Origin of the sequence: Burkholderia sp. Bp9031, from assembly GCF_003857965.1 — a bacterium.
In the GTDB taxonomy this organism is placed as follows: domain Bacteria; phylum Pseudomonadota; class Gammaproteobacteria; order Burkholderiales; family Burkholderiaceae; genus Burkholderia; species Burkholderia ambifaria_A.
In genome coordinates, this window is sequence record NZ_QTPW01000011.1 from 159,686 (window position 1) to 181,906 (window position 22,221).

The following is a 22,221-nucleotide window of genomic DNA, read 5'->3' on the forward strand; positions in this document are numbered from 1 at the left end:
AAACAGGTGGAACGATGCTTGTACACATCCCGAACGTGTTGACGCCCGAGCAGGTGCGCACGGTGCGCGACCGGCTCGACCGCGCGGGCGACGCGTGGGTCGACGGCCGTGCGACGGCCGGCTATACGGGCGCGCCGGTCAAGCGCAACCAGCAGATCGCCGAGCATTCGCCGGTCGCGCGCGAGCTGGGCGACGTGATCCTGGCCGCGGTCGAGCGCAATCCGTTGTTCATCAGCGCGGCGCTGCCGAACCAGGTCTATCCGCCGCTGTTCAACCGCTACGAAGGCGGGATGACGTTCGGCAGCCACGTCGACGGCGCGGTGCGCGTGCTGCCGAACGGCGTGAAGCTGCGCACCGACGTGTCCGTCACGCTGTTCCTGTCCGCACCCGACGAATACGACGGCGGCGAACTCGTGATCGAGGATGCGTATGGCGTGCAGCAGGTCAAGCTGCCGGCCGGCGACATGATCGTCTATCCGGCGACGAGCCTGCACCAGGTCACGCCGGTTACGCGCGGTGTGCGCGTCGCGAGCTTCTTCTGGGTGCAGAGCCTCGTGCGCAGCGATGCGCAGCGCGCGCTGCTGTTCGACATGGACACGGCGATCCAGCGGCTCAACGCAAGCGGCGCCGATGCGCAGGCATGCCGCAGTCTCGTCGGCTGTTATCACAACCTGTTGAGAATCTGGAGCGAGACGTGAGCGTTGCCGATCCCATCGAAATCGACGCGGCGCCCGCGTCGCCGGTGTCGCGTGCCGCGCCGGGCGCGCGTCCGGCGGGCTCCGGCGGCACGCGATCGCGCCGCGGTACGTTCATCAAGTGGTTGCGCAAGGTGCACGGCTGGGTCGGCCTGTGGGGCGCCGCGCTCGGCCTGCTGTTCGGCACGACGGGGTTCCTGCTGAATCATCGTGCGCCGCCGCTGCGGATCCAGACCGGCGCGCCGCATGTCGAGACGTTGCGGCTCGACGTGCCCGACCCGGAACCCGATTCGCCGCGCGAGCTTGCACAATGGTTGCGCGGGCAACCGGATTTGCATGTGCCGGAACGGATGGGCCGCGTGCAGAAGGAACCCGAGCATCCGGTCGCATGGGGCGACCGCGAGACCGTGCAGCCCGAGCACTGGCAGCTCGTGTTCGCGTCGCCGCGTGAAAGCGTCGCGGTCGACTACTGGGTCGGCAGCGGCACGATGACGCTCAAGCGCACCGACAACACCACGCTCGCGTGGCTGACGAACCTGCACAAGGGCGTCGGGATGAGCATCGGCTGGGTGCTGCTCGTCGATACGCTCGCCGGCGCGCTGATCCTGCTGTCGCTGACGGGCGTGCTGTTGTGGACCGAGCTGAACAAGCGCAAGACGATCGGCATGGTGCTCGTGATCGGCTCGATCGTCGCGATCGTGTGTGCGGCCGGCGCGTAACGGTTGACGGTCAGGCGCCGGCGTCGCGCGTGACCTGCACGGCCGTGCCGTAGCAGATGACTTCCGTGATGCCCGACCCGATCTCGGTCGAGTCGTAGTGCATCGCGACGATCGCATTCGCGCCGAGCTTGCGCCCATCGGCGAGCATCTTGTCGAACGCCTGCTGGCGCGCCTTCTCGCACAGCGACGTATAGAGCGTGATGTTGCCGCCGAAGAGGGTCTGCAGCGCCGCGCCGAACGAGCCGACGATCGAGCGTGAGCGCACGATGATGCCCTGTGCGACGCCGAGCGAGCGGACGGTCTTGTGGCCGGGAAGATCGAACGCGGTCGTCACGCGATCGGGCGAGAGGTCGTCGACGGAGCGGAAGGCGGCTGTCATGGCGGAGGCTGGAAATTTCAGTTGGGCAAGCCACGATTCTAGCGGCTTGCAGGCGGAAACCTTGCCGGGCGCGTACGCGCTGCGAGCGCGGTGCGTACCGTCGCCCGCTGCGCGGATCCGGCCTTGCGACGCGAATCCTCGGTTGCGGAACGTGGCGGTGATGACTTCGACAGCGCTGGCCGGAGAGGCGTGCATTCTGGCCTGGCTCGTGACATCCCGCGTTTGCGAGCCCGGCTCGAGCATCTCGTGTTTCTCATTCGTCGCGCATTCACGCCACGACATCTCCGAAATTCACGCCATTGACCCTTGCAGAGCCGATGGATCGTCGCGCTCGATGGCGCCGCCTTCACGACGCGTCGTGGGCCAGCTTTTCCTTGAACAACGAGATAAATTCATCGACCAGGCGCGATCTCGGGCGATACGCGGGGTACATGAGTGCAATGTTGAACGGAATCGGCGGCTCGAACGGGCGCGCAACGATGCCGCGACTGGCATGGGCTCTTGCGGTGACGGAGTCGACGAGCGAGACGCCGACGCCTTGGGCCACCAATACGCAAGCCGGGGAAAACAGGCCGGCTTCGACCCTGACGGTCAATTTCGCGCCGGCCGCATCGAACGCGTTGCTGATACGGGCGAACGTCATATGGTCCTGGTTGAGCGAGATGAACGGAACGCCATCCAGATCGCGAGGGGTGACGATTTTCTTTTTGGCCAGCGGATGTCCCTTCGGAAGCACACACACACACTGCAGGTCCAGCGGTTCCCATTCGATCATCGGATCGTCAGCGGGTAACTCGGCAATGCCGACGTCCACGTATTGCGAGGCCACCCACTCACGGACTTTTGCCGACGACTGAATCTGCAGCGACGACGATATCTTCGGCCGGTCGGCGAGAAACGACGAAAGCACGCGCGGCAGAAAATCGAGCGCGAGACTCGGGAGGCACGCGACACGCAGATTGCCCGCCTTGTTTTCACGAAGATCGCGAGCGATTTCCGAGATTCGATTGAAGCTTGAGATCGTTTTTTCCGCTTCGTCGGCAAGACGGAGGGCTTCCGGGGTGGGGGTCAAGCGTCCCTTGGTCCGCTCGAAAAGCGCGAAACCGAGCTCACGTTCGAAGTTGGAGATCACGCTGCTGACGGCGGGCTGCGTGATGTTCAGGATTTCGGCCGCCTGCGTGGTGGTCCCCGTCGTGATGACCGTCCGCAGAACTTTCAGTTGGCGTATCTGCACGCTGTTTCCTTCATCGATCCTGGTTGGCTATGGCATGCACATGTGTTGCCGAGCGGTTGCTCACGACACGCGCACGCGGGGAAATATCGGACGTACCCGGTGCGTTCTTCATACGGGCGGGTATAAAGGCGACTTATACACTAACAAAAAAATTTGATTTGTGCTTCTAGTTTTGACATCGAATACTTCGTTTGACAAGCCAGCCATTCAAGACGGTTCGGCATTGACGCTACCGGCATTCGGGAGAGCGGGGTATGGGAATGGAGACAATTTCGATGTGCAAACAAAAGGCATCACAAAAGATGGACAAGCAGCGCCGTCATGTCATGAAAGGTGCGCTCGCGCTTTCCGGCGCAGCCGTACTCGGGGCGCCGGCAATCGTGCTGGGCCAGAACCGGAAAATCGTGACGCGCGACCCTGGTGGACCTTTTACCCAGGCATTCAACGAGGCGTTCTACAAGCCGTTCAAGCAGGCAAGCGGCATTACTGTTGTCGGACTGCCTGCCGAGGCCGAGCCGAGCGGCATGATCAAGGCGATGGTGGACGCAAGGAATTATCAATGGGATATGGCTCACATCAGCAAGTCGACTCACCTCGCGCTTGCCGAACAGGGCTACCTGGCACCGATCGCCGGAAAAAACGGACTGGGCGCGAATGCAAGGAAGATTCCCCAGGAGATGCGGACCGATTTCATTCTTGGCGTGGACATCTTTGCGACGGTGATTGCCTATCGAACGGATACCGTCAAACGTCCGCCGAGTGGATGGAAGGATTTTTTCGATATCAAGGGCTATCCTGGATTGAGAGGAATGCGTAAGAATCCTTTCGATACGCTCGAGGAAGCACTGATGGCGGACGGTGTGGCACCGGGCCAGCTGTATCCGCTGGATGTGGACCGCGCGTTCCGGAAGCTGAATCAGATCAAGCGTGATGTCGGTGTCTGGTGGGATAACGGCGCCCAGTCCGCGCAGATGCTGAAGACCGGCGAGGTCGACATGCTGCCGATCTGGAACGGCAGGGCGCAGGTGGTCATCGACGGCGGCGCGCCGGTCAAGCTGGTCTGGAATCAGGCAATCTGGACATACGAAGGGTTCTCGATCCTGAAGGGTGGGCCGAACGTGGACATGTGCCGGGAGTTCATCGAGTTTTGTGCGCAGCCGCGGCAGCAGGCGATCTTTACCGATTACGTCTGCTATGGACCGACCTCGCCGGAAGCATTCCAGTACGTGAAGCCGCATCGGGCGCCGATGCTGCCGAATCATGGCGGCCGGCTCGCGCACATGTTGCAGGCCAATTCGGAGTATTGGGGGAAAAACAAGGATGCGACGACCGACCGCTTCAACGCGTGGCTGTTGGCCTGATGCTCGTCAAACGCACGTCGGAAGATCTTTCGGTGAATGATGCGGGCGCATCGAAACACGCCGCATACTGGGGAAACACGTGAATCAGGTTTACAAGCTCAAGGCAAGCAAGGTCCGGAAGTCGTACGGCCAGGTAACGGCCCTCGAGGAAACGAGCCTCGAAATGAAGGAGGGCGAGTTCCTGACGCTGCTCGGACCGTCCGGATCGGGGAAGACGACCCTGCTCATGGCCATCGCGGGCCTCAACCCTCCCGATAGCGGAGAGATATGGATCGACGGCAAGCTGGCCACGTACTTGCCGCCCTTTCAGCGGGATCTGGGCATGGTGTTTCAGAGCTATGCGCTGTTTCCTCACATGACGATCTTCGACAACGTCGCCTTCCCGCTTCGGATGAGAAAGGTTTCGGAAAACGCGATTCGGCAGAGAGTGGAACAGGTATTGCAAACCGTGCAGTTGCCGCACGTGGCCCGACGTTTTCCGCGCGAGCTGTCGGGAGGGCAGCAGCAGCGCATCGCATTGGCGCGATGTTTCGTCTATGGTCCGTCGATCATTCTGATGGACGAGCCGTTGGGTGCGCTGGACAAGAAGATGCGGGATGCGCTGCAACTGGAGATCAAGCACCTGCACGAGAACATGGGAACCACCGTACTTTACGTGACGCACGACCAGGAAGAAGCGATGGTCATGTCCGATCGAATCTGCCTGATGAACAACGCCCGGATCGAACAGATCGGCACGCCCGACGAGATCTATTTCCGGCCGCGAACCGTTTTCGCGGCAAACTTTCTCGGCGAGTCCAATCTCCTCGATGCGGTCGTCGCGGAATCCGGGGGGAACGGACCGGGCCTGTTCCTGGCAGGGGGTGACGAAATCAGGGTGGCGGCGCATATCGACGCACGGTGGGGAGCGCGCATGACGGTGATCGTGAGGCCGGAATGCATGAGAGTGATGGCCGACGGCGAGCACGAGGATAACGTCATGGGCGGCGTCGTGATCGACAGCGTATTTACGGGAAGCGTGACGAAGCTCTATATCGAGCTGGATAACGGCGCGGCGGTGAAAGCGATACAACTGACGACCGAACGAAAGCAGGTTTTCGATAGAGGGCGGCCGGTGCGCGTGGGTTGGCGGCGCGATCAGACGGTTGCCATTCCGGCCGATGACGCGGAGGGCTTATGAGTTCGTTGCTCGATTCGGGCAAGTCGGTGCGGAAGAACGGTGCAGCCTCGGTGCCGCTTCGAATCCGCTTTCCATTCCTGAACGCATGGCCGATCGTCCCTGCGCTCGTATTGCTGGGCGTATTCTTCGCGATGCCGATAGGCGCGTTGCTGGGCGTGAGTTTCATGGACGCGCAGGGGCGGCTGTCTCTCGAAAATTATGCGCGGCTCTGGCAGGGCGACGTTTATTTCCGCATTCTCTGGATCACGCTGAAAACGGCGGGCTGGGTCACGTTGTTCGTGGTGCTCTTCGCCTATCCGGTCGCGTTTCTGCTGGCAACCGTCAGGAATTCCACGAGGAACTCGCTGATCGTCTGGGTATTGATGCCGTTGTGGACGAGCTTTCTGGTTCGTACCTTTGCCTGGATGGTATTGCTCGGGCGCCATGGCGTCATCAATCAATTCCTCCTTGCGATCGGCGTCGTCGACATGCCGGTCAAGATGATCTACAACTTCACCGGCGTGTTGATCGGCATGGTGCACGCAGTCTTGCCGTTGTGCATCATGACGATGCTGCCGACCATGGAGAGCATCGACCCCAATCTGACGAAGGCAGCCGGGACGTTGGGTGCAAGACCCGGCCAGTCGTTCTGGCGGATCTATTTCCCGCTGTCGATGCCAGGCGTGGCGTCCGGCGGGCTGATCACGTTCATCACCGCGATCGGATTCTTTGTCATGCCTGCGCTGCTGGGTGGGCCCAACGACACGATGATTGCGCAGCTGATCATCTTTCAGATCAACCAGATGCTGAATTGGGGATTTGCCGGTGCGATCAGTCTGCTGTTCATTCTGTCTGCGCTGGTCATTTTCTTCATATACGAAAAGATGTTCGGGTTGTCCACGCTGTCGGGCGGCGCGCGGCATAAGGGCGGCGTATTATCGCGCGCGGGCAACCGGCTCGGCGGTTACTTCGTCGCCGGGATGGCGTTTCTTGCCGAAAAGATCGATCTGCTCGGTGAAAGAATAAAGCCGGCGAGACCTGATGCGCCGATACGGAATGGCAGTCGCCGTGTCCTGTGGGCTGTCGCGCTGATCGTGATCGTCTTTCTGTGTGGGCCGGCGCTGTTCGTGATCCCGGTGTCCTTTACCAGCGACAACTTTATCAACTGGCCTCCGTCGGGATTCTCGCTGCAGTGGTACGAGGCTGTCCTGGGTTCCCGTCAATGGCTCGCGGCGGCGGGAAGATCGTGTCTGATCGCCGTGCTGGCAGCCGGATGCAGCATGACGCTGGGCGTACCCGTCGCGTTCTTCATCATGCGTCAACGCTTCAAGGGGAAAGCCGTCGCGCTGGCATTCGTGCTCTCACCGATGATCGTGCCGCACGTCATTATCGCAATAGCGCTGTTTTATATTTTCTCGAGAATGAACCTGGTCGGAACGATCACGGGGATGGTGATCGGACATTCGATCATCAATATCCCCTATGTCGTTATCACGGTGATGTCACTGCTGAAATACTACGATGTCCGGCTGGACCAGGCGGCTTCGTTGTTGGGCGCGACAAAGCTCAAGACATTGCGGCATGTGACGTTGCCGGTGCTGCGGTCCGGCCTGATTGCCGCATCGATGTTCGCTTTCGTGATGTCGTTCGACGAACTGACGGTTGCACTCTTCGTCACCGGCGGGCAATTCGAGACATTGCCGAAGCTGATGTGGGACGACGCGTTGCTGAACGTGAATCCGTCGCTGACGGCAGCGGCGTCGCTGCTGCTGGGGTTCATGACGATCGTCATCCTGGTTTCCAATCAATTGGAGAGGCGGGGGCGGCACTGACCGCGCGGCATTGCCGGATGGCTACTTTTGAATGCATTTGAAGCGGGATGTAAATAAGAAAGGATTCCTGCCTGATATGCGTGAACCATCTGCTTCGAATTAAACCCGGGTTTTTACATGCAGGCGTTGAGAAACGAGGCTGTCGGGCCGTCCGGAGGCGGGCGGCGCTCTTTCTCGAGCCCGATCGGGAATTTTCGGCGACATGGCTAGGCCGCGCTTGGACGCCGGCCCGGGAATCGTGCTTGTGGAAGATTAAAGGATCAATGAAGAACTCCAGCTCAAATTCAGTTGTCGTCGTTGGCGCCGGGATTGTCGGGCTTTGTATGGCCTATTACCTTCAAAAGGCCGGCTTGAAGCCGGCTTTGATCGATCGTTCGCTCCCCGGCACCGGATGTTCTTTTGGAAACTCGGGCGCGTTGTCCGAGAATTCGGTCACGCCGATCGGCATGCCGGGCATTGCGTGGAAGGCGCCGAGGATGCTCGTGGATCCGCGCAGTCCGCTGAGGATTCGGCCCGGCTACGCGCTGCGGGCTGCTCCATGGCTGCGGTCTTTCGTGCGATCCGCAAACGAGCGGCGCGTGATCGAGATCGCGGATTCGCTTGCGGGCCTGCTGCACGGTTCGTCGCACGCGCACCACGCGATACTGGCGGATATCGGTGCAATCGACCTGCTCAGCGACGGCGGGCAACTGCACGCGTATCCGGACGAAGAGAGTCTCGCCAAGGATGCGTTGTCGTGGCGGTTGCGCGAGGAACGCGGATTGATCGGCAAGCGGATCGACCGCCTGGAAATGCGGGAACTCGAACCGGCCTTGAGCGCCAGATACCGGGCGGGGATGTTCCTGCCGACCCAGAAATGGGTGAAGGATCCGTACCGGTACTGCCAGCGCCTGTTTGCCACGCTGATCGAACGAGGCGGCCAGTTCGTTCATGGAACCGTCACGGGCCTTGATCGAAGCGGAGCGGGATGGATGGTACGCGTCGACGGTCACACCGATGTCGGTTGCTCGAACGTGATTGTGGCGACCGGCGTGAACGCGCGCGGCCTGCTCGCGCAATGGGGGACCCGTTTGCCGTTGATCAGTCAGCGCGGTTACCACGTGCATCTGCTCAGTCCGAATGTCAGGGTCAACCGGATTATTGCGCTGGCCGACCGGAAGGCGTTCGTGACGCCGATGGGAGACGGGCTTCGCATCGGCGGAACCGTGGAAATCGACGATCCCGACGTGCCGCCGACCGATCGGCGCGCGACGCTCCTGGCGGAAGATGCGGCGTCGGCCGTGACGGGCGTGAATGTCCGTAATGCAACGCGGTGGATGGGGAATCGGCCTTGCAGCCCCGATTCGATGCCCTTCATCGGGACGTCCGATCGCCATCCCGGACTCTGGTATGCGGCCGGGCATGGTCATCTCGGGCTGACGGGGGCCGCAAACACCGGCGCGTTGATCGCCGAATCGCTGATGTCCGGACAGCTAGATCCGCGACTCGTTCCGTTTTCGGCCGAACGGCGGATCTGATCCTGCTTCATCGATCCCTTCCGGACGGCGCGTTTCCGTGGGCGGCCGTTCGGGATCACACCATCCCGGCAATATCTATACAGGAGGACACTCATGATTGTTCGTCACGAAGTCACCGAACGTCTCAGCAAGGTTGTCGTGGCCAATGGCTTCGCCTTTCTTTCCGGCGTGACGGCAAGAGACCGTAGCAGCGGGGTCGGCGCGCAGACCAGGGACATTCTCGAGCAGATCGACGGTTATCTGGCACTGGCTGGCAGCGATAAGGCGAGCATCGTGGTCGCAAACATCTGGCTGAAGGAAATCGACGGCTTTGCGGCCATGAACGACGCGTGGGAGGCATGGGTCGACAGGAAAAATCCGCCGGCGCGTGCCACGGTCGAATCCCGATTGGCAGCCGACGACATTCTCGTCGAGATTCAGGTTCAGGCAGTCGTTTGAGCAGAGCGAGCCGATCCGATCGTTTTATCCGGGTTGTTCCCGGGCTTGATGAAGCCGATCGATTCACCGATCCGGAGTGGTGGCGGGAGAGGGTTGGCGTGTGGAAGAGGTTCTCCGGAAACCATAAAACAGGAATAGGGATACTGAATATGTTTGGGGAAAGCGGTTCGTCGAAGATGATATCGAACGTCGCCGGGGCGCAGACGTACAGCGCCGAACGGCGTGTCGCGGCAGCATCGGCGCGGGCAGGCCGGCGGGCGCACGTCGGTTCGTTTGCCTTTTGCGGCCATGTCGCGAAGCGTTTCGTGCTCGGTGTCGTGCTGGCGGGCGTCGCGCTGGGCGCGCAGGCCAAGGATTGGTCAACGATCCGGTTCGGTGTCGATGCCAGTTACCCGCCGTTCGAATCGAAGGACGTCAGCGGCAAGATCGTCGGTTTCGACGTCGATCTCGGCAACGAGATTTGCCGCCGCCTGAGCGCGAAGTGCGTGTGGATCGAAAGCGATTTCGACTCGATGATTCCGGCGTTGAAGGCGCGCAAATTCGACGGTGTGCTGTCGTCGATGTCGATGACACGGCAACGCGCCGAGCAGATCGCGTTCTCCGCGAAACTGTTCAGAACGCCGACGCGCCTGGTCGTGAAGAAGGGTTCCAGCCTGGTGCCGGCGGCGGAATCGCTGCGGGGCAAGTCGGTTGGCGTCGAGCAGGGCACGATCCAGGAAGCTTATGCGAAGACCCATTGGGCGTCGAAAGGCGTGCGGATCGTGTCGTACCAGAACCAGGACGCCGTGTACCAGGACCTGATCTCCGGTCGGCTCGACGCTGCGCTGCAGGACGCGGTACACGCCGATCTGGGCTTTCTGAAGTTGCCGCGCGGCGCGAACTTCCAGTTCGTTGGCGGCGAGATCGACGACCCGAAGATCTTCGGCCGAGGCACGGGTATCGGGATGCGCAAGGAAGATGCGGACCTGAAGGCGAAGATCGACCAGGCGATTGCAGACATGCTGAAGGACGGCACGTACAAGACGCTCGAGAAGAAGTACTTCGGGTTCGACGTGTACGGCGGTTGACGCAGGCGCGGCGCACACGGCGCACGTGACGCATGTCGTGCGCGCCGCATTGCTGCGAAACGCGCGACGCCCGCGGATTCGTCCGCAATGCTCAGCGCGTCGCTCGCCGGTCGCTGCGCGGGCTCACGCCGAAACGCGAGCGATACGTGCGCGAGAAATGCGACGGCGATTCGAAGCCGCACGCAACGCAGACCGACGTGATGCTCATGTCGGTCTGCTGCAGCAGTTCGCGTGCACGATCGAGGCGCAGGTTCAGGTAGAAGCGCGTCGGCGTGTCGTTCAGCATCGCGCTGAACAGCCGTTCGAGCTGGCGCCGCGTGATCGATACTTCCTGCGCGAGTGCGTCGGAGCCGAGCGGGGTTTCCATGTGCTGCTGCATCGTGCCGATCACCTGGATCAGCTTGCGGTTGTGCACACCGTAGCGCGCCGCGATCTCGAGTCGCTGGCTGTCCGAACGCTGCCGGATGCGGCTGACGACGAACTGCTCGGAGATCGCGGCCGCGAGATCGGCGCCATGCCGCCGGCCGATCAGGTCGAGCATCATGTCGATCGACGCGGTGCCGCCCGCGCAGGTGATGCGCCGGTCGTCGATCTCGAACAGCTCCTGCGTCGCGTTCAGGCCCGGGTAGCGTTCGCGGAACGCGGCGAGCGCCTCCCAGTGCAGCGTGAGCATTTGCGTTGCGTCGAACAGCCCGGCTTCCGCGAGCACGAAGCTGCCGGTGTCGATGCCGCCGAGCGTCGCGCCGTGCCGGTTCTGGCGGCGCAACCAGTCGCCGAGCGCGCGGTCGTAGCACACGAGCGGATCGAAGCCCGCGACCACGAACACCGTCTCGACCTGGGCGACGTCCGCATACGCGGCTTCGGCCGCGACCGGGATGCCGTTGCTCGCGGCGACGGGCGCGCCGTCCGCGCTGATCACGTGCCAGCGGTACAGCTCGGTGCGAAAGCGGTTCGCGACGCGCAACGGTTCGACCGCGGACATGAAGCCGAGCGCGGAGAAGCCGGGCAGCAACAGGAAGTGGAAATCCTCTGGCATCGGAGCGTGGGGTGGAATCGGGTGGTCGTCGCGCACGGCGCGACGCGGCGCGGCGAACGGGGAGACTGGCGCGCACCGCGCCCGGCTCGCGGGCGCCGAACGTTCAACCCGGGATTATCGCGGGTTTTGCGGGCGGTCAGCGCGTTTTTGCGCGGTGCACCGTCCGGCGCGTCGTCGTCGAAGGTAGTTCGCCGAACTGGGCCTTGTATGCGTTCGCGAAATGCCCGAGGTGGATGAAGCCCCAGCGCGCGGCCGCTTCGCTGATCGGCAGGTCGGACTGCCGTATGTCGAGCAGCAGGCGCCGCACCTGCGCGAGGCGCAGCGAGCGTGTGTAGTTCAGCGGACCGGTCTGCACGACCGACTGGAAGCTGTTCTGCATCGTGCGCCGGCTCACGCGCAGCTGCGTGCACAGGCTCAGGATGTCGACGGGCGCTTCCGGGTGCTCGATCACGTAGTCGTGCACGCGGCGCACGATGTCGGCGTGGCATGCATGCGTGAGCCGGTTCGACGGCTCGGGCATCCGATACGTGAGGAGATCGACGAGCACGTTGCCGACTTCGCCGCGCAATTCGGTCTGCGCACGCGGTGCGTCGAACGTATCCGGGGCGTACAGCACGCGTTCGAGCAGCGTGGCGAGCTGGACGCTCGCGCGTTCGCGCGCGGCGATCGGCACATCGACGACGCCGCGCCGCAGCGCGCGCTCGTCGAGCCGGACGTCGGCGGCATCCTCGATCTGCTGCTTCAATTCGGGATCGACGACCACGCCGATCAGCGACATGTCGTCGGGCGAATGGAGTTCGAAAGGCGAGCCGCCGCGAGCCATCACGATCGTGCCGCGCTCGATGCGCGCATCGCCGAATGCGAAGGTGCCCGAGCCGGTGAGCGGCATTCCGAACACCGTATGGCCGGGCGGCAGGCGTCCGCGCTGGATGATGCGCACGTTCGCCGCTTCCTGGAACAGCTGCACGCCGTCGAGCACCGCATGCTTGACCGTGCTGCGATACGAGCCGGAGCCGATCTGGTCGTAACGCTGATCCCAGCCGCGCAGCGCCTCGGCATGCCGGTCTGCGTCGTCGAACATCTGGTGAAACACGAGCACGGCGCCTCCGGCGGTCGTTCGGACGGCGCAAGAATAAACCGACCGCACGGTCGGCGCAATACGGATGAGCGCTATTGCACCGGGGGTTTTTGAGGGGTCGGAAGGGGGCCGTGGCGGATGCCTTTCAGGCGGTTTTCCAATATCCCGAATCGGCACGCACGCGTTGCCGGTCCTGGTGCTGAACGGATTTATTGTCGAACTACAGTCGCCCCACATAACGTGAATCCCAACTGGAGGCGACATGAGGACAAGGCGACGCACCGCGGCTTTCGCGGCGACGCTGGCGTTTGCGGCGGCGTGGGCCGGCAACGCAGACGCGACGGAAAAGCCCGAGGAACTGGTCGTGCAGAAGATGCCGGCGTGGCATCCGCACGAGGTGTACGTCGTCGATATCGCGATGCCGACGATGACCGATGGGCGCATCTACGTGTACGACGCCGACGCGAAGAAGCTGCTCGGCCAGATCGACGGCGGCTTCGCGCCCGGTCTCGCGATCTCGCCCGACCACAAGGCGAGCTTCATCGCGACGACCTATTTCTCGCGCGGCTCGCACGGCACGCGTACCGACGTCGTCGAGATGGCCGACAACACGACGCTCGACCACACCGGCGAAATCGTGATTCCGGCGAAGCACGGGCAGCACGTGCCGTCGCCGTACAACACCGCGTTCAGCGCGGACGGCAAGCGGCTGTACGTCGCGAACATCACGCCGGCCGCGTCGGTGACGGTGATCGACGCCGTGTCGAAGAAGGTGCTGTCGGAGATCGACACTGCGGCATGCGTGCTCGCGTATCCGTCGGGGAACGACCGATTCACCGCGCTGTGCGAAAGCGGCAAGGCGCTCACCGTCACGCTCGACGCGAACGGCAAGGAGGTGAAGCGCACGATGTCCGACGCGTTCATCGACGTCGACGATGATCCTGCCTTCATCAATGCGTCACGCTACAACGGCGGCTATCTGTTCACGACGTATCACGGCAATGTGCGCAGCGCCGATTTCAACGGCGACAAGCCGGTGTTCGGCAAGCCGTGGTCGTTGCTGACCGGCGCCGAGCGCACCGAAGGCTGGCGCCCGGGCGGCATGCAGCAGACGGCCGTGCAGGCGAAGCAGCACCGCTACTACGTGCTGATGCACAAGGGCGGCGACGGCACGCACAAGGATCCGGGCACGCAGGTGTGGGTCTACGACCTGAAGACGAAGCAGCGCATCGCGCGCTGGGATCTCGCGCCGCAGAAGGTCGATCCGCTCGTGTCGATCCAGGTCAGCGAGGATGACAAGCCGCTGTTCTACGGACTGACGGGCACATCCGATCTCGTCGTGATGGACGCGCGCACCGGCAAGCTGCAGCACGTCGAGAAGCAGATCGGCAGTACGCCGTCGCTGCTCGTGAACCCGTGAGACCGCGATGACGCTCGATCCCGTACTCGCTACCAGCGCGCAGGCAGGCGCGGCCGTCGTCGTGCTGCTCGGCGCCTTCGCGAAGCTGCGCCGGCCCGCGGCGTTCCGGCAAGCGCTTGCCGGCTATCGCCTGCTGCCCGATGCGCTCGCCGCGCCAGCCGCGTTCGCGATTCCGCTCGCGGAAGTCGTGTGCGCCGCGGCGCTGCTGTTTCCCGATACGCGCATGACCGGCGCGCTCGGCCTGATCGCGTTGCTGCTCGTCTTCGCAGCCGGCATGACGATCAACATCCTGCGCGGCCACACCGACATCGACTGCGGCTGTTCCGGCTTTGCTGCCGCGCGCGCGGATGCGCCGCGCGGCATCGGCTGGCTGCATGTCGCGCGCGTGCTGCTGCTCGCCGTGCTGGTCGCGACCGCGCTCGTCGAGCCGGGCGGCCGCGCAGTCGTGTGGTTCGACTACCTGACGCTGCTTTCTTCCGTTCTGCTGATCGTCTGCGCGCTGCTCACCGTCGACGTGCTGCTCGCCAACGTACCGCGCCTTTCCCACCTGAGGAATTCATGATGCAAACCGCTCTCACCGTTTCCACCGCCTTGCTGTGGGTCGCCGTTCTCGCGCTCGGCGCGATCTGCCTCGCGCTCGTGCGCCAGATCGGCATCCTGTACGAGCGCATCATGCCGGCCGGCGCCTTGATGATCGACAAGGGGCCGGCAGTCGGCGCGATCGCACCGACGTTCGAGCTGACCGACATTCGCGGCTCGCAGGTCAAGGTCGGCGGCATCGATGCGTCGGGCAAGGCGACGCTGCTGTTCTTCCTGTCGCCGACGTGCCCGGTCTGCAAGAAGCTGCTGCCGCTGTTGCCGTCGCTGCAGGCGAGCGAATCGACGCCGGTGAACATCGTGCTCGCGAGCGATGGCGATCTCGACGAACACACGCGCTTCGCGCGGAAGCACGACCTCGCGCGTTTCCCGTACGTGCTGTCGCAGGAGCTCGGCCTCGCGTACCAGATCGGCAAGCTGCCGTACGCGGTGCTGCTCGACGACACCGGCACCGTGCGTGCGAAGGGGCTCGTCAACACGCGCGAGCATCTCGAGAGCCTGTTCGAAGCGAAGGAGCGTGGCGTTGCATCGCTGCAGCAGTTCGTGCACGGCGATCACGACCACGGCGATCACGAACATCACGCGCAGCACGCGTGATCGGCCGCCCCTCTTTCAACGTCAACGGAGAACAACGACATGGGCCTGTTTGATTCATGGTTCGAGCGGTCGGCGCGCGGCGTCGCGCAGCATAGCTCGCGGCGCAGCGCGATGGCGAAGCTCGGCAAGGTGCTGGTGGGCTCGGCGATGCTGCCGCTCCTGCCGGTCGACCGCACCGCGTATGCGGCCGATGCGGCGTCGGGCGCATCGGCGGCTTCCGGCGCCGCCGCGTCGGGTGCGAGCGACGATCCGATGAGCTGCGATTACTGGAAATACTGCGCGATCGACGGCTGGCTGTGCAGCTGCTGCGGCGGCACGTCGAGCAGCTGCCCGCCGGGCACGACACCGTCGCCGATCACGTGGATCGGTACCTGCCGCAACCCGCACGACGGTTCGGACTACATCGTGTCGTACAACGACTGCTGCGGCAAGACGTCGTGCGGCAAGTGCTTCTGCAACCGCAACGAGCGCGAGAAGCCGCTGTACAAGCTGTCGCTGAACAACGACATCAACTGGTGCATGGCGAACGGCAATTCGAATTACCACTGTTCGGTTTCGGTCTTGTTGGGAGCGGCCAAGCAATGAAAGTGAAGCAAGCTGGAAAGATCGTCGTCGCGTGCGTGGCCGTTGCAGGTGCATGCCTCGCGTTGCCGGGTGTCGCCGGTGCTCAGCAGGCCGTCCATTACCCCGCGGGCAAGAGCCTGTTCGACGCGCAGTGCGCGGTGTGCCACCAGGCGGGCGGCAAGGGGCAGGACGGCCTCGCGCCGCCGCTGACCGAGTATCCGGGCAGGTACGCGACGGCCGACGCGGGCCGCGCGCAGCTCGTCGCGACGCTGTTGCACGGGATGTTCGGCGAGATCGAGGTGCACGACAAGCACTACAACTTCAAGATGCCGTCGTTCGCGAGTGCGAGCGACGACGATATCGCGAACGTGCTGAACTACGTCGTGTTCGATCTCAACGACAAGCACGGCGACGCGAAGCCATTCACGGCGGCCGACATTCGCGCGGCGCGTGCGAAGGAGATGGACGGCACGGCCGTTCACGCGCAACGTGCGGTCGTGACGAAGGGGCTGGGGCTGTGACTGCCGTGTGGATGTGGCGCCGTGGCCGGGGTGTGCGTGAGGGCCGGCGTGCGGTGGCGGCGCGGATCGAAGGGTTCATGTCGCGCCGTCTGTCCGCGTGGCTGGTCGCTGCCGCCGCGTGTGCGATGGCCGTTCCCGCACATGCCGACGGCGTGAGCGACGCCGCGCTCGCGCGGCAGCACTGGGTGCTCAACTGCATGGGCTGCCACACGGCGACGGGCGGTGGCATTCCGGGCAAGGTGCCGCCGCTCGCGAATTCGCTCGGCTATTTCACGCATCTGCCGGCGGGGCGCGAGTACGTGATGCGCGTGCCCGGCGCGTCGAACTCCGCGCTGTCGGACAAGGATCTCGCCGACGTGCTCAATTGGGTCCTCGCGACGATGAACCGCGATGCGCTGCCGCGGGATTTCAAGCCTTATACGGCTGCCGAAGTCGCCGCGCATCGCCGGCCGGCGTTTTCCGATGTCGCGACGGTGCGTGCCGGGCTGGTCCGCGCGTTGCATGAGCGCGGGATCGAGGGGGTGTCGGATCGGTACTGATGCCGGCCGCCGCGGGTCGCGGCGACCGAAGACGTCGATGTTGAATCTCGTCGCGGCAGGCAGAGGGATTGCGATCGTGCCGGAGCGGCGCGCCCCGACGCGACGTTCAGATCTGCTGCTGGCCGCCGTCGACGAACAGCTCGATGCCGTTCACGAAGCTCGCGTCGTCCGACGCGAGGAACAGTGCCGCACCCGCAATCTCGTCGGGCTCGCCCAGGCGCCCCATCGGAATCTGCGCGGCCAGGTAATCGGCGAGACCTTGCCGCTGGGCGGCGTCCTGACCGGCGAGGTCGAGCAGCCCCGGCGTGCGGGTCGCGCCCGGGCTGATCGTGTTCACGCGGATGCGGCGTTCCTTCAGATCGAGAATCCAGTTGCGGGCAAACGCGCGCACCGCGGCCTTCGACGCCGAATACACGCTGAATGCAGCGGTGCCCGCGCTGCCGGCCGTCGAGCCGGTGAGGATCACCGATGCGCCGTCGGCGAGCAGCGGCAGCGCCTTTTGCACCGTGAACAGCACACCCTTCACGTTGCGATTGAAGGTGTCATCGAAGTGTTCCTCCGTGATGCTGCCGAACGGCAGCATCGAACCGCCGCCGGCATTCGCGAACAGCACGTCGAGGCGCCCGTGTTCTTCGTTGATTTGCGCATACAGTGCGTCGAGTTCGTCGAGCTTCGTGGAGTCGACGCGTACGCCCGTCGCGCTGCCGCCGTCTTCGCGGATCGCGTTGACCGCGGCATCGAGTTCGGCCTGACGACGGCCGGTGACGTACACGTGCGCGCCTTCGGCGGCGAAGCGCTGCGCGGTGGCGAGGCCGATGCCGCTGGTGGCGCCGGTAACCAGTGCGATCTTGTTGTCGAGCTTGCGTGCCATGGTGTTTCTCCTTTCGTTCGATACGTGGATGACTGCGTTCGGTGTTGCGTGCTGCGATGTGAGGAGAATATCGACGCACCCATCTTTTCGAAATAGAATTGATTGCAAGCTAACGTTGCATAAATGAAAAGATGAGGGGATATGGCCAAGCTGCCTGACTTCGAAGGGCTCGCGATGTTCGCGAAGGTTGCCGAGGAGGGATCGTTCGCGGCTGCGGCACGCTCGATGGGGGTATCCGTGGCGACGGTTTCGCGCGGCGTCGCCCGCCTGGAGGATCGCCTGGGCGGACGGCTTTTCAACCGCACCTCCCGTCAACTGGCGCTCACCGAGTTCGGCAGGACGATCTGCGAGAAGGCGGGCGAGGTCTACCGCCATGCCGAAGAGGCGGAAAGCGCCGCGCGTGAAATGGCCGTGCAGCCGCGTGGGCTGGTGCGCCTCGCCGTGCCGATGTCATTCGGGTTGCGCTGGGTCGCGCCACTGTTGCCGGGCTTCTTTCGTGCCTATCCGGACGTGTCGATCGACCTGCATCTGTCGGATGCGTCGGTCGACCTGATCGCCGACGGTTTCGATGCTGCATTGCGGATCGCCGCGCTGCCGGATTCATCCCTGGTGGCCCGGCGGTTGTGCGCGGTGACGCAATACGTGGTGGCGTCGCCGGCGTATCTGGAGCGCGAAGGACGGCCGGCGCATCCGCGCGAACTGGAGGAACGGCCGTGTCTCTCGTACGCGTATCGTGCGCATAGCGACGTGTGGCGCTTCACGAACGATGCGGGTGACGAGGAGCCGATCACGCCGAACGGTCCGCTGCGCGTGACGAACGCCGACGCGCTGCTGCCTGCGCTGCTCGATGGTCTGGCGATCGCCGAACTGCCCGAGTTCATCACCGGTGAATATCTGGCCGATGGCCGCCTCGAAGCCATCCTGACCGACTGGTCGCTGACGAAGGGCGGCCTGTACTTCGTCACGCCGTCTGCACGTGCACGTCCGGCGAAGGTTGCCGCGCTGTCCGACTACTTCGCCGAACACCTGGCCGATCCGGCCTGGCGATGGCCGAAGTAATCGATTGCCGCGGTATGCCGGGCGGCACACCAAAATCCCCGGCCGCAGTTGGCTTTCGTTAGAATCGTTCGTCATCTGAGCAAAACGCAGATCTGCATGGGCGCAGCGGTATCGATTCGCGAATACCGCTCGCTCTTGTCCCATGTCCTTTACCGGAGGCGAACGTGCCAGGATTACTTCCCGATGTCGACCGCGACGGGCTCCTCGAATATTCGGTGGTGTACACCGACCGGTCGATCAATCACATGTCGCAGCGCTTTCAGGGCGTCATGCGCGACATTTCCGCAGCGCTGAAAAGGGTCTACAACGCGAAGGCGGTTGCGATCGTCCCGGGCAGCGGGACGTTCGGCATGGAAGCCGTGGCCCGGCAGTTCGCGACGAACAAGAAGTGCGTGGTCATCCGCAACGGCTGGTTCAGCTTCCGCTGGTCGCAGATTTTCGACATGGGCAGCATTCCGTCCGAGTCGATCGTATTGAAGGCGCGTCCGGTCGAATCGGGAAGGCAGGCGGCGTTTGCACCGGCGCCGATCGAGGAAGTCGTCGCTGCGATTCAGGCGCACAAGCCGGATCTGGTCTTTGCCCCTCACGTCGAAACCGCATCCGGGATGATGCTGCCCGATGCGTATCTGCGCGCGGTGGCCGACGCCGTGCATGCGGTCGGCGGGATGTTCGTGCTGGATTGCATCGCGTCCGGCACGATCTGGGTCGACATGGAGAAGAGCGGTGTCGATGTGCTGATCAGCGCGCCGCAAAAGGGCTGGAGTGCATCGCCGGGTTGTGCGCTGGTGATGCTCAGCCCGCTCGCGCGCGAGCGCATCGATGCGACGACCAGCACCAGTTTTGCCTGCGATCTGCGCAAGTGGCTGCAGATCATGGAGGCCTACGAGAACGGCGGCTTCGCTTACCACGCGACGATGCCCACGGACAGTCTCGCGACGCTGCGCGACGTCATCAAGGAAACGGAAGCGTACGGCTTCGACAAGGTGAGGGCGGAGCAGCTCGAACTCGGCACGCGAATTCGTGCGTTGCTGGCCGAGAAGGGGTTCAGGAGCGTGGCGGCACAAGGCTTTGAGGCGCCGGGTGTAGTCGTGAGCTACACGGACGATGACGACATCCGCTCCGGCAAGAAATTCGCCGACGTCGGCATGCAGATCGCGGCCGGCGTGCCGCTGCAATGCGACGAGCCGGCGGATTTCAAGACCTTCCGCATCGGCTTGTTCGGTCTCGACAAGCTGCATGACGTCGATGCCGCGGTTGGGCGGTTTGCGAGCGCGTTGGAACGGGTTCTGTAGAGCATTGATTCGGTGCAGCATTGCATGGCGGCGCATGACGAGGTGAGATCGACTCCTTCGAGACGATCGAATGCGCCGCCGGAACCGCCGACCGTGTGCCGGGCACGTCGGTCGTCGTTTTTTTCGGCAATGCATCTAGCGCGATTGCAGGCGCTCGACAACGTACTGGCTGACGATGAGGTCCAGGTACGCACCTCCGGCATTTTTATAAACCGTCCGGTCCTCGGTCGAACGATGAAACGCCGACATCCGGCACAGATCGAACAGGTCCCCTTCGATCTGGTCTGCCTGTATGACCTGCGCCTGCATCGGAATCTGGATGTCGCCTGATTGCGCGGCGTTCTCGCGGTCATCCACGAAGATGCGCGCCCCTCTCAGCACGTCGCAATCAGCCTCCTGCATATCCGACCGGTATCCGCCTACCAGATCGACATGGGTGCCGGGACGCACGAACTCGCGTCGAATCATCGGTGTGGACGTGCTGGTGGCTGCGGTAACGATATCTGCGCGGGCCACGGCAGCATCCAGGTCGTCGACGATGAATACCTGGATGTTTCTTGCCTCGAGGTCCGAGCGCGCGGCGTCCAGCCTGGACGGCGTGCGATTCCACAACAACACTTGGCGGATGGACGGACGGATGTGGAGATAGGCCTCCGTCAATGACCTTGCGACCGGCCCGGCACCCAGGACGAGCAGTACCTCGCTGTTCTCGCGACTCAGTTTCCTTGCCGCCAGCGCGGAATCGGCCGCTGTCTTCCATCGCGTGATTTCCGGGCCGTCGAGCATGGCGACGATTCCTTTGGTTTGCTCGTCGAGAACCAGAAACGCGGCCTGCTCCGTCGGCAAGGGCGGGCTGGCCCGGCTATTGGCGGGAAAGATCGACGCAATTTTGAACCCCGCGCCCTTTCCCGGCAGAATGACGCCGCGGCTGAACAAGCCAAAGCCGGCATCTCCGATGAAATAACTGTCGCCGATGGGCCGGGAACCGGAATGCCCGTTGTGCAGCGCGTCGAGAACCCCGTCCCAATCCAGTACCGACCTGATCTGCTCCGCCGAAATGGTCTGCACGCTCAACGCTCCTGCTGTTGCGGCCAGATATCACCCAGGGTGTAACCCTCGGGGAATGGGTCGTCGTGATCGAGCACGATGGTGTTGATCCCATGGATCCAGCTGGTGCCGGCGAGGGTAGGAACCACCGCAGCCTTGTCGCCGATGCGGGCTTCTTCCTCCAGGCGGCCGGTGAAGACGGTGCCCAGGATGCCCTGGTGCCGGAAATCCTGGTGCAGCGGCAATTCGCCCTTGGCGTGCAGCACGGCCATCTTTGCACAGGTGCCGGTGCCGCAGGGGCAGCGGTCGATCGCGCCGGTCCAGGTTGACGGGTCATCCCAGGAGAGCGGCCCGGTCGGCATGGTGACCACGTTCTTCCAGTCTGCCCTGGGGTCGTCTGCCGGGCCGGACAGTTGGGAGATGGTGATGCCCACGCCCGGATAGTCCGGGTGCGCAACCGGCAGTTGCTCGATGGCAGCCTGCCGGATCAGCGCTGAAACCCGCGTGATCTCCTTCCCGTGTTCGGGCTTGAGCTCGAGCCCCGGAAACTGGCGCACGTCGGCAATCGCGTAGAACATGCCGCCCCAGCCCACATCCACCCGCACCTTGCCCAGATGCGGCACGTCGATGACGGCATCCAGGTGCGCAGCAAAGGCCGGTACGTTCCTGAACTTCACGCGCTTGACCTTGCCGTCCTGGCACTCCGCGGTGATGCGGATCAGCCCGGCCGGCGCTTCCAGCGTCAGTTCCGTCACGGGCTCCCGCATGGGCAGCATGCCCATTTCCAGCAGCACGGTAGCGACGGAAATGGTGTTGCCGCCCGACATCATCGGGTACTCGACCTGCTCCAGGATGATGTATCCCGCGTCCGCATCCGGATGACATGGCGGCACGATGATGTTGCAGCAGTGCGCCGGGTAGCCGCGCGGTTCGCGCAGCAGCAGCTTTCTCAAGCCGTCGTCATTGGCCTCCAGCCATTTCATCCTGGCGTGGACGGTGTCGCCGGGAATGTGCGGAATGCCGCCGGTGACCACGCGCATCGGAATCCCCGAATGCGTCTCCACCGCGTGAATCGTTCTCTTGAATCCCATGTGCCGGTTTCCTCTTCGTCGCCGCCGACCGAGTGCGGCGTGAAGGGAAATTTATGCCCGTTTCGCGGATAACTTAAACGACATTTCCTCCGGCGTTCCTTCAACTTT

General features: G+C 63.6%; 23 protein-coding genes. 16 read left to right on the forward strand and 7 right to left on the reverse strand.

The window, feature by feature from the left end; translation table 11 throughout:
- Positions 1 to 14 precede the first annotated feature (14 nt).
- Together DIE15_RS17120 and DIE15_RS17125 are read left to right on the forward strand one after the other, a co-directional pair.
- The gene (locus tag DIE15_RS17120; protein WP_124833879.1) at positions 15 to 698 is read left to right on the forward strand and encodes a Fe2+-dependent dioxygenase; all 684 of its coding nucleotides are present in this window, start codon (positions 15 to 17) and stop codon (positions 696 to 698) included.
- Positions 695 to 1,414 carry a PepSY-associated TM helix domain-containing protein gene (locus tag DIE15_RS17125; RefSeq protein WP_057927523.1) on the forward strand — a complete coding sequence of 240 codons (720 nt, stop codon included), beginning with the start codon at positions 695 to 697 and terminating at the stop codon, positions 1,412 to 1,414. The genes DIE15_RS17120 and DIE15_RS17125 overlap by 4 nt, the downstream gene beginning before the upstream one ends.
- 10 nt (positions 1,415 to 1,424) lie before the next feature.
- Here DIE15_RS17125 and DIE15_RS17130 read toward each other — a convergent pair whose 3' ends face one another.
- Positions 1,425 to 1,793, reverse strand: a complete 369-nt coding sequence (locus DIE15_RS17130) for a YbjQ family protein (RefSeq protein ID WP_124833880.1) — start codon at positions 1,791 to 1,793, stop codon at positions 1,425 to 1,427.
- A gap of 346 nt (positions 1,794 to 2,139) precedes the next feature.
- Positions 2,140 to 3,027: a LysR family transcriptional regulator gene (locus DIE15_RS17135; protein ID WP_124833881.1), complete on the reverse strand. Its 888-nt coding sequence runs from the start codon at positions 3,025 to 3,027 to the stop codon at positions 2,140 to 2,142.
- Between the two features lie 275 nt (positions 3,028 to 3,302).
- On the opposite strand from DIE15_RS17135, the gene DIE15_RS17140 reads away from it, so the two are divergent.
- From DIE15_RS17140 to DIE15_RS17165, 6 genes are all read left to right on the forward strand, one after another.
- Positions 3,303 to 4,388, forward strand: coding sequence for an ABC transporter substrate-binding protein (locus tag DIE15_RS17140; RefSeq protein ID WP_124833882.1), 1,086 nt, complete (start codon positions 3,303 to 3,305; stop codon positions 4,386 to 4,388).
- Between the two features lie 79 nt (positions 4,389 to 4,467).
- Positions 4,468 to 5,568 carry an ABC transporter ATP-binding protein gene (locus tag DIE15_RS17145; protein WP_260428274.1) on the forward strand — a complete coding sequence of 367 codons (1,101 nt, stop codon included), beginning with the start codon at positions 4,468 to 4,470 and terminating at the stop codon, positions 5,566 to 5,568.
- Positions 5,565 to 7,379 carry an ABC transporter permease subunit gene (locus DIE15_RS17150; protein WP_124833883.1) on the forward strand — a complete coding sequence of 605 codons (1,815 nt, stop codon included), beginning with the start codon at positions 5,565 to 5,567 and terminating at the stop codon, positions 7,377 to 7,379. The genes DIE15_RS17145 and DIE15_RS17150 overlap by 4 nt, the downstream gene beginning before the upstream one ends.
- Positions 7,380 to 7,642: 263 nt before the next feature.
- Positions 7,643 to 8,896 carry an FAD-binding oxidoreductase gene (locus tag DIE15_RS17155; protein ID WP_124833884.1) on the forward strand — a complete coding sequence of 418 codons (1,254 nt, stop codon included), beginning with the start codon at positions 7,643 to 7,645 and terminating at the stop codon, positions 8,894 to 8,896.
- Positions 8,897 to 8,989: 93 nt separating this feature from the next.
- Positions 8,990 to 9,334 (forward strand): RidA family protein, encoded by a 345-nt coding sequence (locus DIE15_RS17160; RefSeq protein ID WP_124833885.1) that lies wholly within the window; start codon positions 8,990 to 8,992, stop codon positions 9,332 to 9,334.
- Between the two features lie 305 nt (positions 9,335 to 9,639).
- Positions 9,640 to 10,401 (forward strand): ABC transporter substrate-binding protein, encoded by a 762-nt coding sequence (locus DIE15_RS17165; RefSeq protein WP_260428277.1) that lies wholly within the window; start codon positions 9,640 to 9,642, stop codon positions 10,399 to 10,401.
- 91 nt (positions 10,402 to 10,492) lie between these two features.
- Here DIE15_RS17165 and DIE15_RS17170 read toward each other — a convergent pair whose 3' ends face one another.
- Together DIE15_RS17170 and DIE15_RS17175 are read right to left on the reverse strand one after the other, a co-directional pair.
- Positions 10,493 to 11,437 (reverse strand): GlxA family transcriptional regulator, encoded by a 945-nt coding sequence (locus tag DIE15_RS17170; protein ID WP_057927521.1) that lies wholly within the window; start codon positions 11,435 to 11,437, stop codon positions 10,493 to 10,495.
- 136 nt (positions 11,438 to 11,573) lie between these two features.
- The gene (locus DIE15_RS17175; protein WP_124833886.1) at positions 11,574 to 12,536 is read right to left on the reverse strand and encodes a helix-turn-helix domain-containing protein; all 963 of its coding nucleotides are present in this window, start codon (positions 12,534 to 12,536) and stop codon (positions 11,574 to 11,576) included.
- A 241-nt stretch (positions 12,537 to 12,777) separates the two neighbouring features.
- Between DIE15_RS17175 and DIE15_RS17180 the strand changes: the two genes are divergently transcribed.
- From DIE15_RS17180 to DIE15_RS17205, 6 genes are all read left to right on the forward strand, one after another.
- Positions 12,778 to 13,935, forward strand: a complete 1,158-nt coding sequence (locus DIE15_RS17180) for an amine dehydrogenase large subunit (protein WP_124833887.1) — start codon at positions 12,778 to 12,780, stop codon at positions 13,933 to 13,935.
- Between the two features lie 7 nt (positions 13,936 to 13,942).
- A complete protein-coding gene (locus DIE15_RS17185) occupies positions 13,943 to 14,497 on the forward strand; it encodes a MauE/DoxX family redox-associated membrane protein (RefSeq protein WP_057927518.1) in 555 nt (184 codons plus the stop codon).
- The gene (mauD, locus tag DIE15_RS17190) at positions 14,494 to 15,129 is read left to right on the forward strand and encodes a methylamine dehydrogenase accessory protein MauD (protein ID WP_057927517.1); all 636 of its coding nucleotides are present in this window, start codon (positions 14,494 to 14,496) and stop codon (positions 15,127 to 15,129) included. The genes DIE15_RS17185 and mauD overlap by 4 nt, the downstream gene beginning before the upstream one ends.
- A 39-nt stretch (positions 15,130 to 15,168) precedes the next feature.
- Positions 15,169 to 15,714: a methylamine dehydrogenase light chain gene (locus tag DIE15_RS17195; protein WP_044847763.1), complete on the forward strand. Its 546-nt coding sequence runs from the start codon at positions 15,169 to 15,171 to the stop codon at positions 15,712 to 15,714.
- Positions 15,711 to 16,214: a cytochrome c gene (locus tag DIE15_RS17200; protein ID WP_057927516.1), complete on the forward strand. Its 504-nt coding sequence runs from the start codon at positions 15,711 to 15,713 to the stop codon at positions 16,212 to 16,214. The genes DIE15_RS17195 and DIE15_RS17200 overlap by 4 nt, the downstream gene beginning before the upstream one ends.
- Positions 16,215 to 16,291: 77 nt before the next feature.
- Positions 16,292 to 16,753 carry a cytochrome c gene (locus tag DIE15_RS17205; protein ID WP_057927515.1) on the forward strand — a complete coding sequence of 154 codons (462 nt, stop codon included), beginning with the start codon at positions 16,292 to 16,294 and terminating at the stop codon, positions 16,751 to 16,753.
- A 106-nt stretch (positions 16,754 to 16,859) separates the two neighbouring features.
- Here DIE15_RS17205 and DIE15_RS17210 read toward each other — a convergent pair whose 3' ends face one another.
- Positions 16,860 to 17,624 carry an SDR family NAD(P)-dependent oxidoreductase gene (locus DIE15_RS17210; RefSeq protein WP_057927514.1) on the reverse strand — a complete coding sequence of 255 codons (765 nt, stop codon included), beginning with the start codon at positions 17,622 to 17,624 and terminating at the stop codon, positions 16,860 to 16,862.
- A 141-nt stretch (positions 17,625 to 17,765) separates the two neighbouring features.
- Between DIE15_RS17210 and DIE15_RS17215 the strand changes: the two genes are divergently transcribed.
- Positions 17,766 to 18,683 (forward strand): LysR family transcriptional regulator, encoded by a 918-nt coding sequence (locus tag DIE15_RS17215; RefSeq protein ID WP_124833888.1) that lies wholly within the window; start codon positions 17,766 to 17,768, stop codon positions 18,681 to 18,683.
- Between the two features lie 164 nt (positions 18,684 to 18,847).
- Complete coding sequence (locus DIE15_RS17220; protein ID WP_124833889.1) at positions 18,848 to 19,975, forward strand: aminotransferase class V-fold PLP-dependent enzyme; 1,128 nt, start codon at positions 18,848 to 18,850, stop codon at positions 19,973 to 19,975.
- 135 nt (positions 19,976 to 20,110) lie between these two features.
- Here DIE15_RS17220 and DIE15_RS17225 read toward each other — a convergent pair whose 3' ends face one another.
- Together DIE15_RS17225 and DIE15_RS17230 are read right to left on the reverse strand one after the other, a co-directional pair.
- Complete coding sequence (locus DIE15_RS17225) at positions 20,111 to 21,043, reverse strand: ornithine cyclodeaminase family protein (RefSeq protein ID WP_057927625.1); 933 nt, start codon at positions 21,041 to 21,043, stop codon at positions 20,111 to 20,113.
- A 2-nt stretch (positions 21,044 to 21,045) separates the two neighbouring features.
- On the reverse strand, positions 21,046 to 22,113 hold the full coding sequence (locus tag DIE15_RS17230) for a proline racemase family protein (protein WP_057927511.1): 1,068 nt from the start codon (positions 22,111 to 22,113) through the stop codon (positions 21,046 to 21,048).
- Positions 22,114 to 22,221 lie beyond the last annotated feature (108 nt).

Coding starts and splice junctions, on each gene's coding strand:
- DIE15_RS17170 (WP_057927521.1), bottom strand. CDS start 11,437: ATGCCAGAGGATTTCCACTTCCTGTTGCTGCCCGGCTTCTCCGCGCTC.
- DIE15_RS17120 (WP_124833879.1), top strand. CDS start 15: ATGCTTGTACACATCCCGAACGTGTTGACGCCCGAGCAGGTGCGCACG.
- DIE15_RS17205 (WP_057927515.1), top strand. CDS start 16,292: ATGTCGCGCCGTCTGTCCGCGTGGCTGGTCGCTGCCGCCGCGTGTGCG.
- DIE15_RS17230 (WP_057927511.1), bottom strand. CDS start 22,113: ATGGGATTCAAGAGAACGATTCACGCGGTGGAGACGCATTCGGGGATT.
- DIE15_RS17160 (WP_124833885.1), top strand. CDS start 8,990: ATGATTGTTCGTCACGAAGTCACCGAACGTCTCAGCAAGGTTGTCGTG.
- DIE15_RS17200 (WP_057927516.1), top strand. CDS start 15,711: ATGAAAGTGAAGCAAGCTGGAAAGATCGTCGTCGCGTGCGTGGCCGTT.
- DIE15_RS17155 (WP_124833884.1), top strand. CDS start 7,643: ATGAAGAACTCCAGCTCAAATTCAGTTGTCGTCGTTGGCGCCGGGATT.
- DIE15_RS17140 (WP_124833882.1), top strand. CDS start 3,303: ATGTGCAAACAAAAGGCATCACAAAAGATGGACAAGCAGCGCCGTCAT.
- DIE15_RS17130 (WP_124833880.1), bottom strand. CDS start 1,793: ATGACAGCCGCCTTCCGCTCCGTCGACGACCTCTCGCCCGATCGCGTG.
- DIE15_RS17195 (WP_044847763.1), top strand. CDS start 15,169: ATGGGCCTGTTTGATTCATGGTTCGAGCGGTCGGCGCGCGGCGTCGCG.
- DIE15_RS17180 (WP_124833887.1), top strand. CDS start 12,778: ATGAGGACAAGGCGACGCACCGCGGCTTTCGCGGCGACGCTGGCGTTT.
- DIE15_RS17150 (WP_124833883.1), top strand. CDS start 5,565: ATGAGTTCGTTGCTCGATTCGGGCAAGTCGGTGCGGAAGAACGGTGCA.
- DIE15_RS17210 (WP_057927514.1), bottom strand. CDS start 17,624: ATGGCACGCAAGCTCGACAACAAGATCGCACTGGTTACCGGCGCCACC.
- mauD (WP_057927517.1), top strand. CDS start 14,494: ATGATGCAAACCGCTCTCACCGTTTCCACCGCCTTGCTGTGGGTCGCC.
- DIE15_RS17215 (WP_124833888.1), top strand. CDS start 17,766: ATGGCCAAGCTGCCTGACTTCGAAGGGCTCGCGATGTTCGCGAAGGTT.
- DIE15_RS17185 (WP_057927518.1), top strand. CDS start 13,943: ATGACGCTCGATCCCGTACTCGCTACCAGCGCGCAGGCAGGCGCGGCC.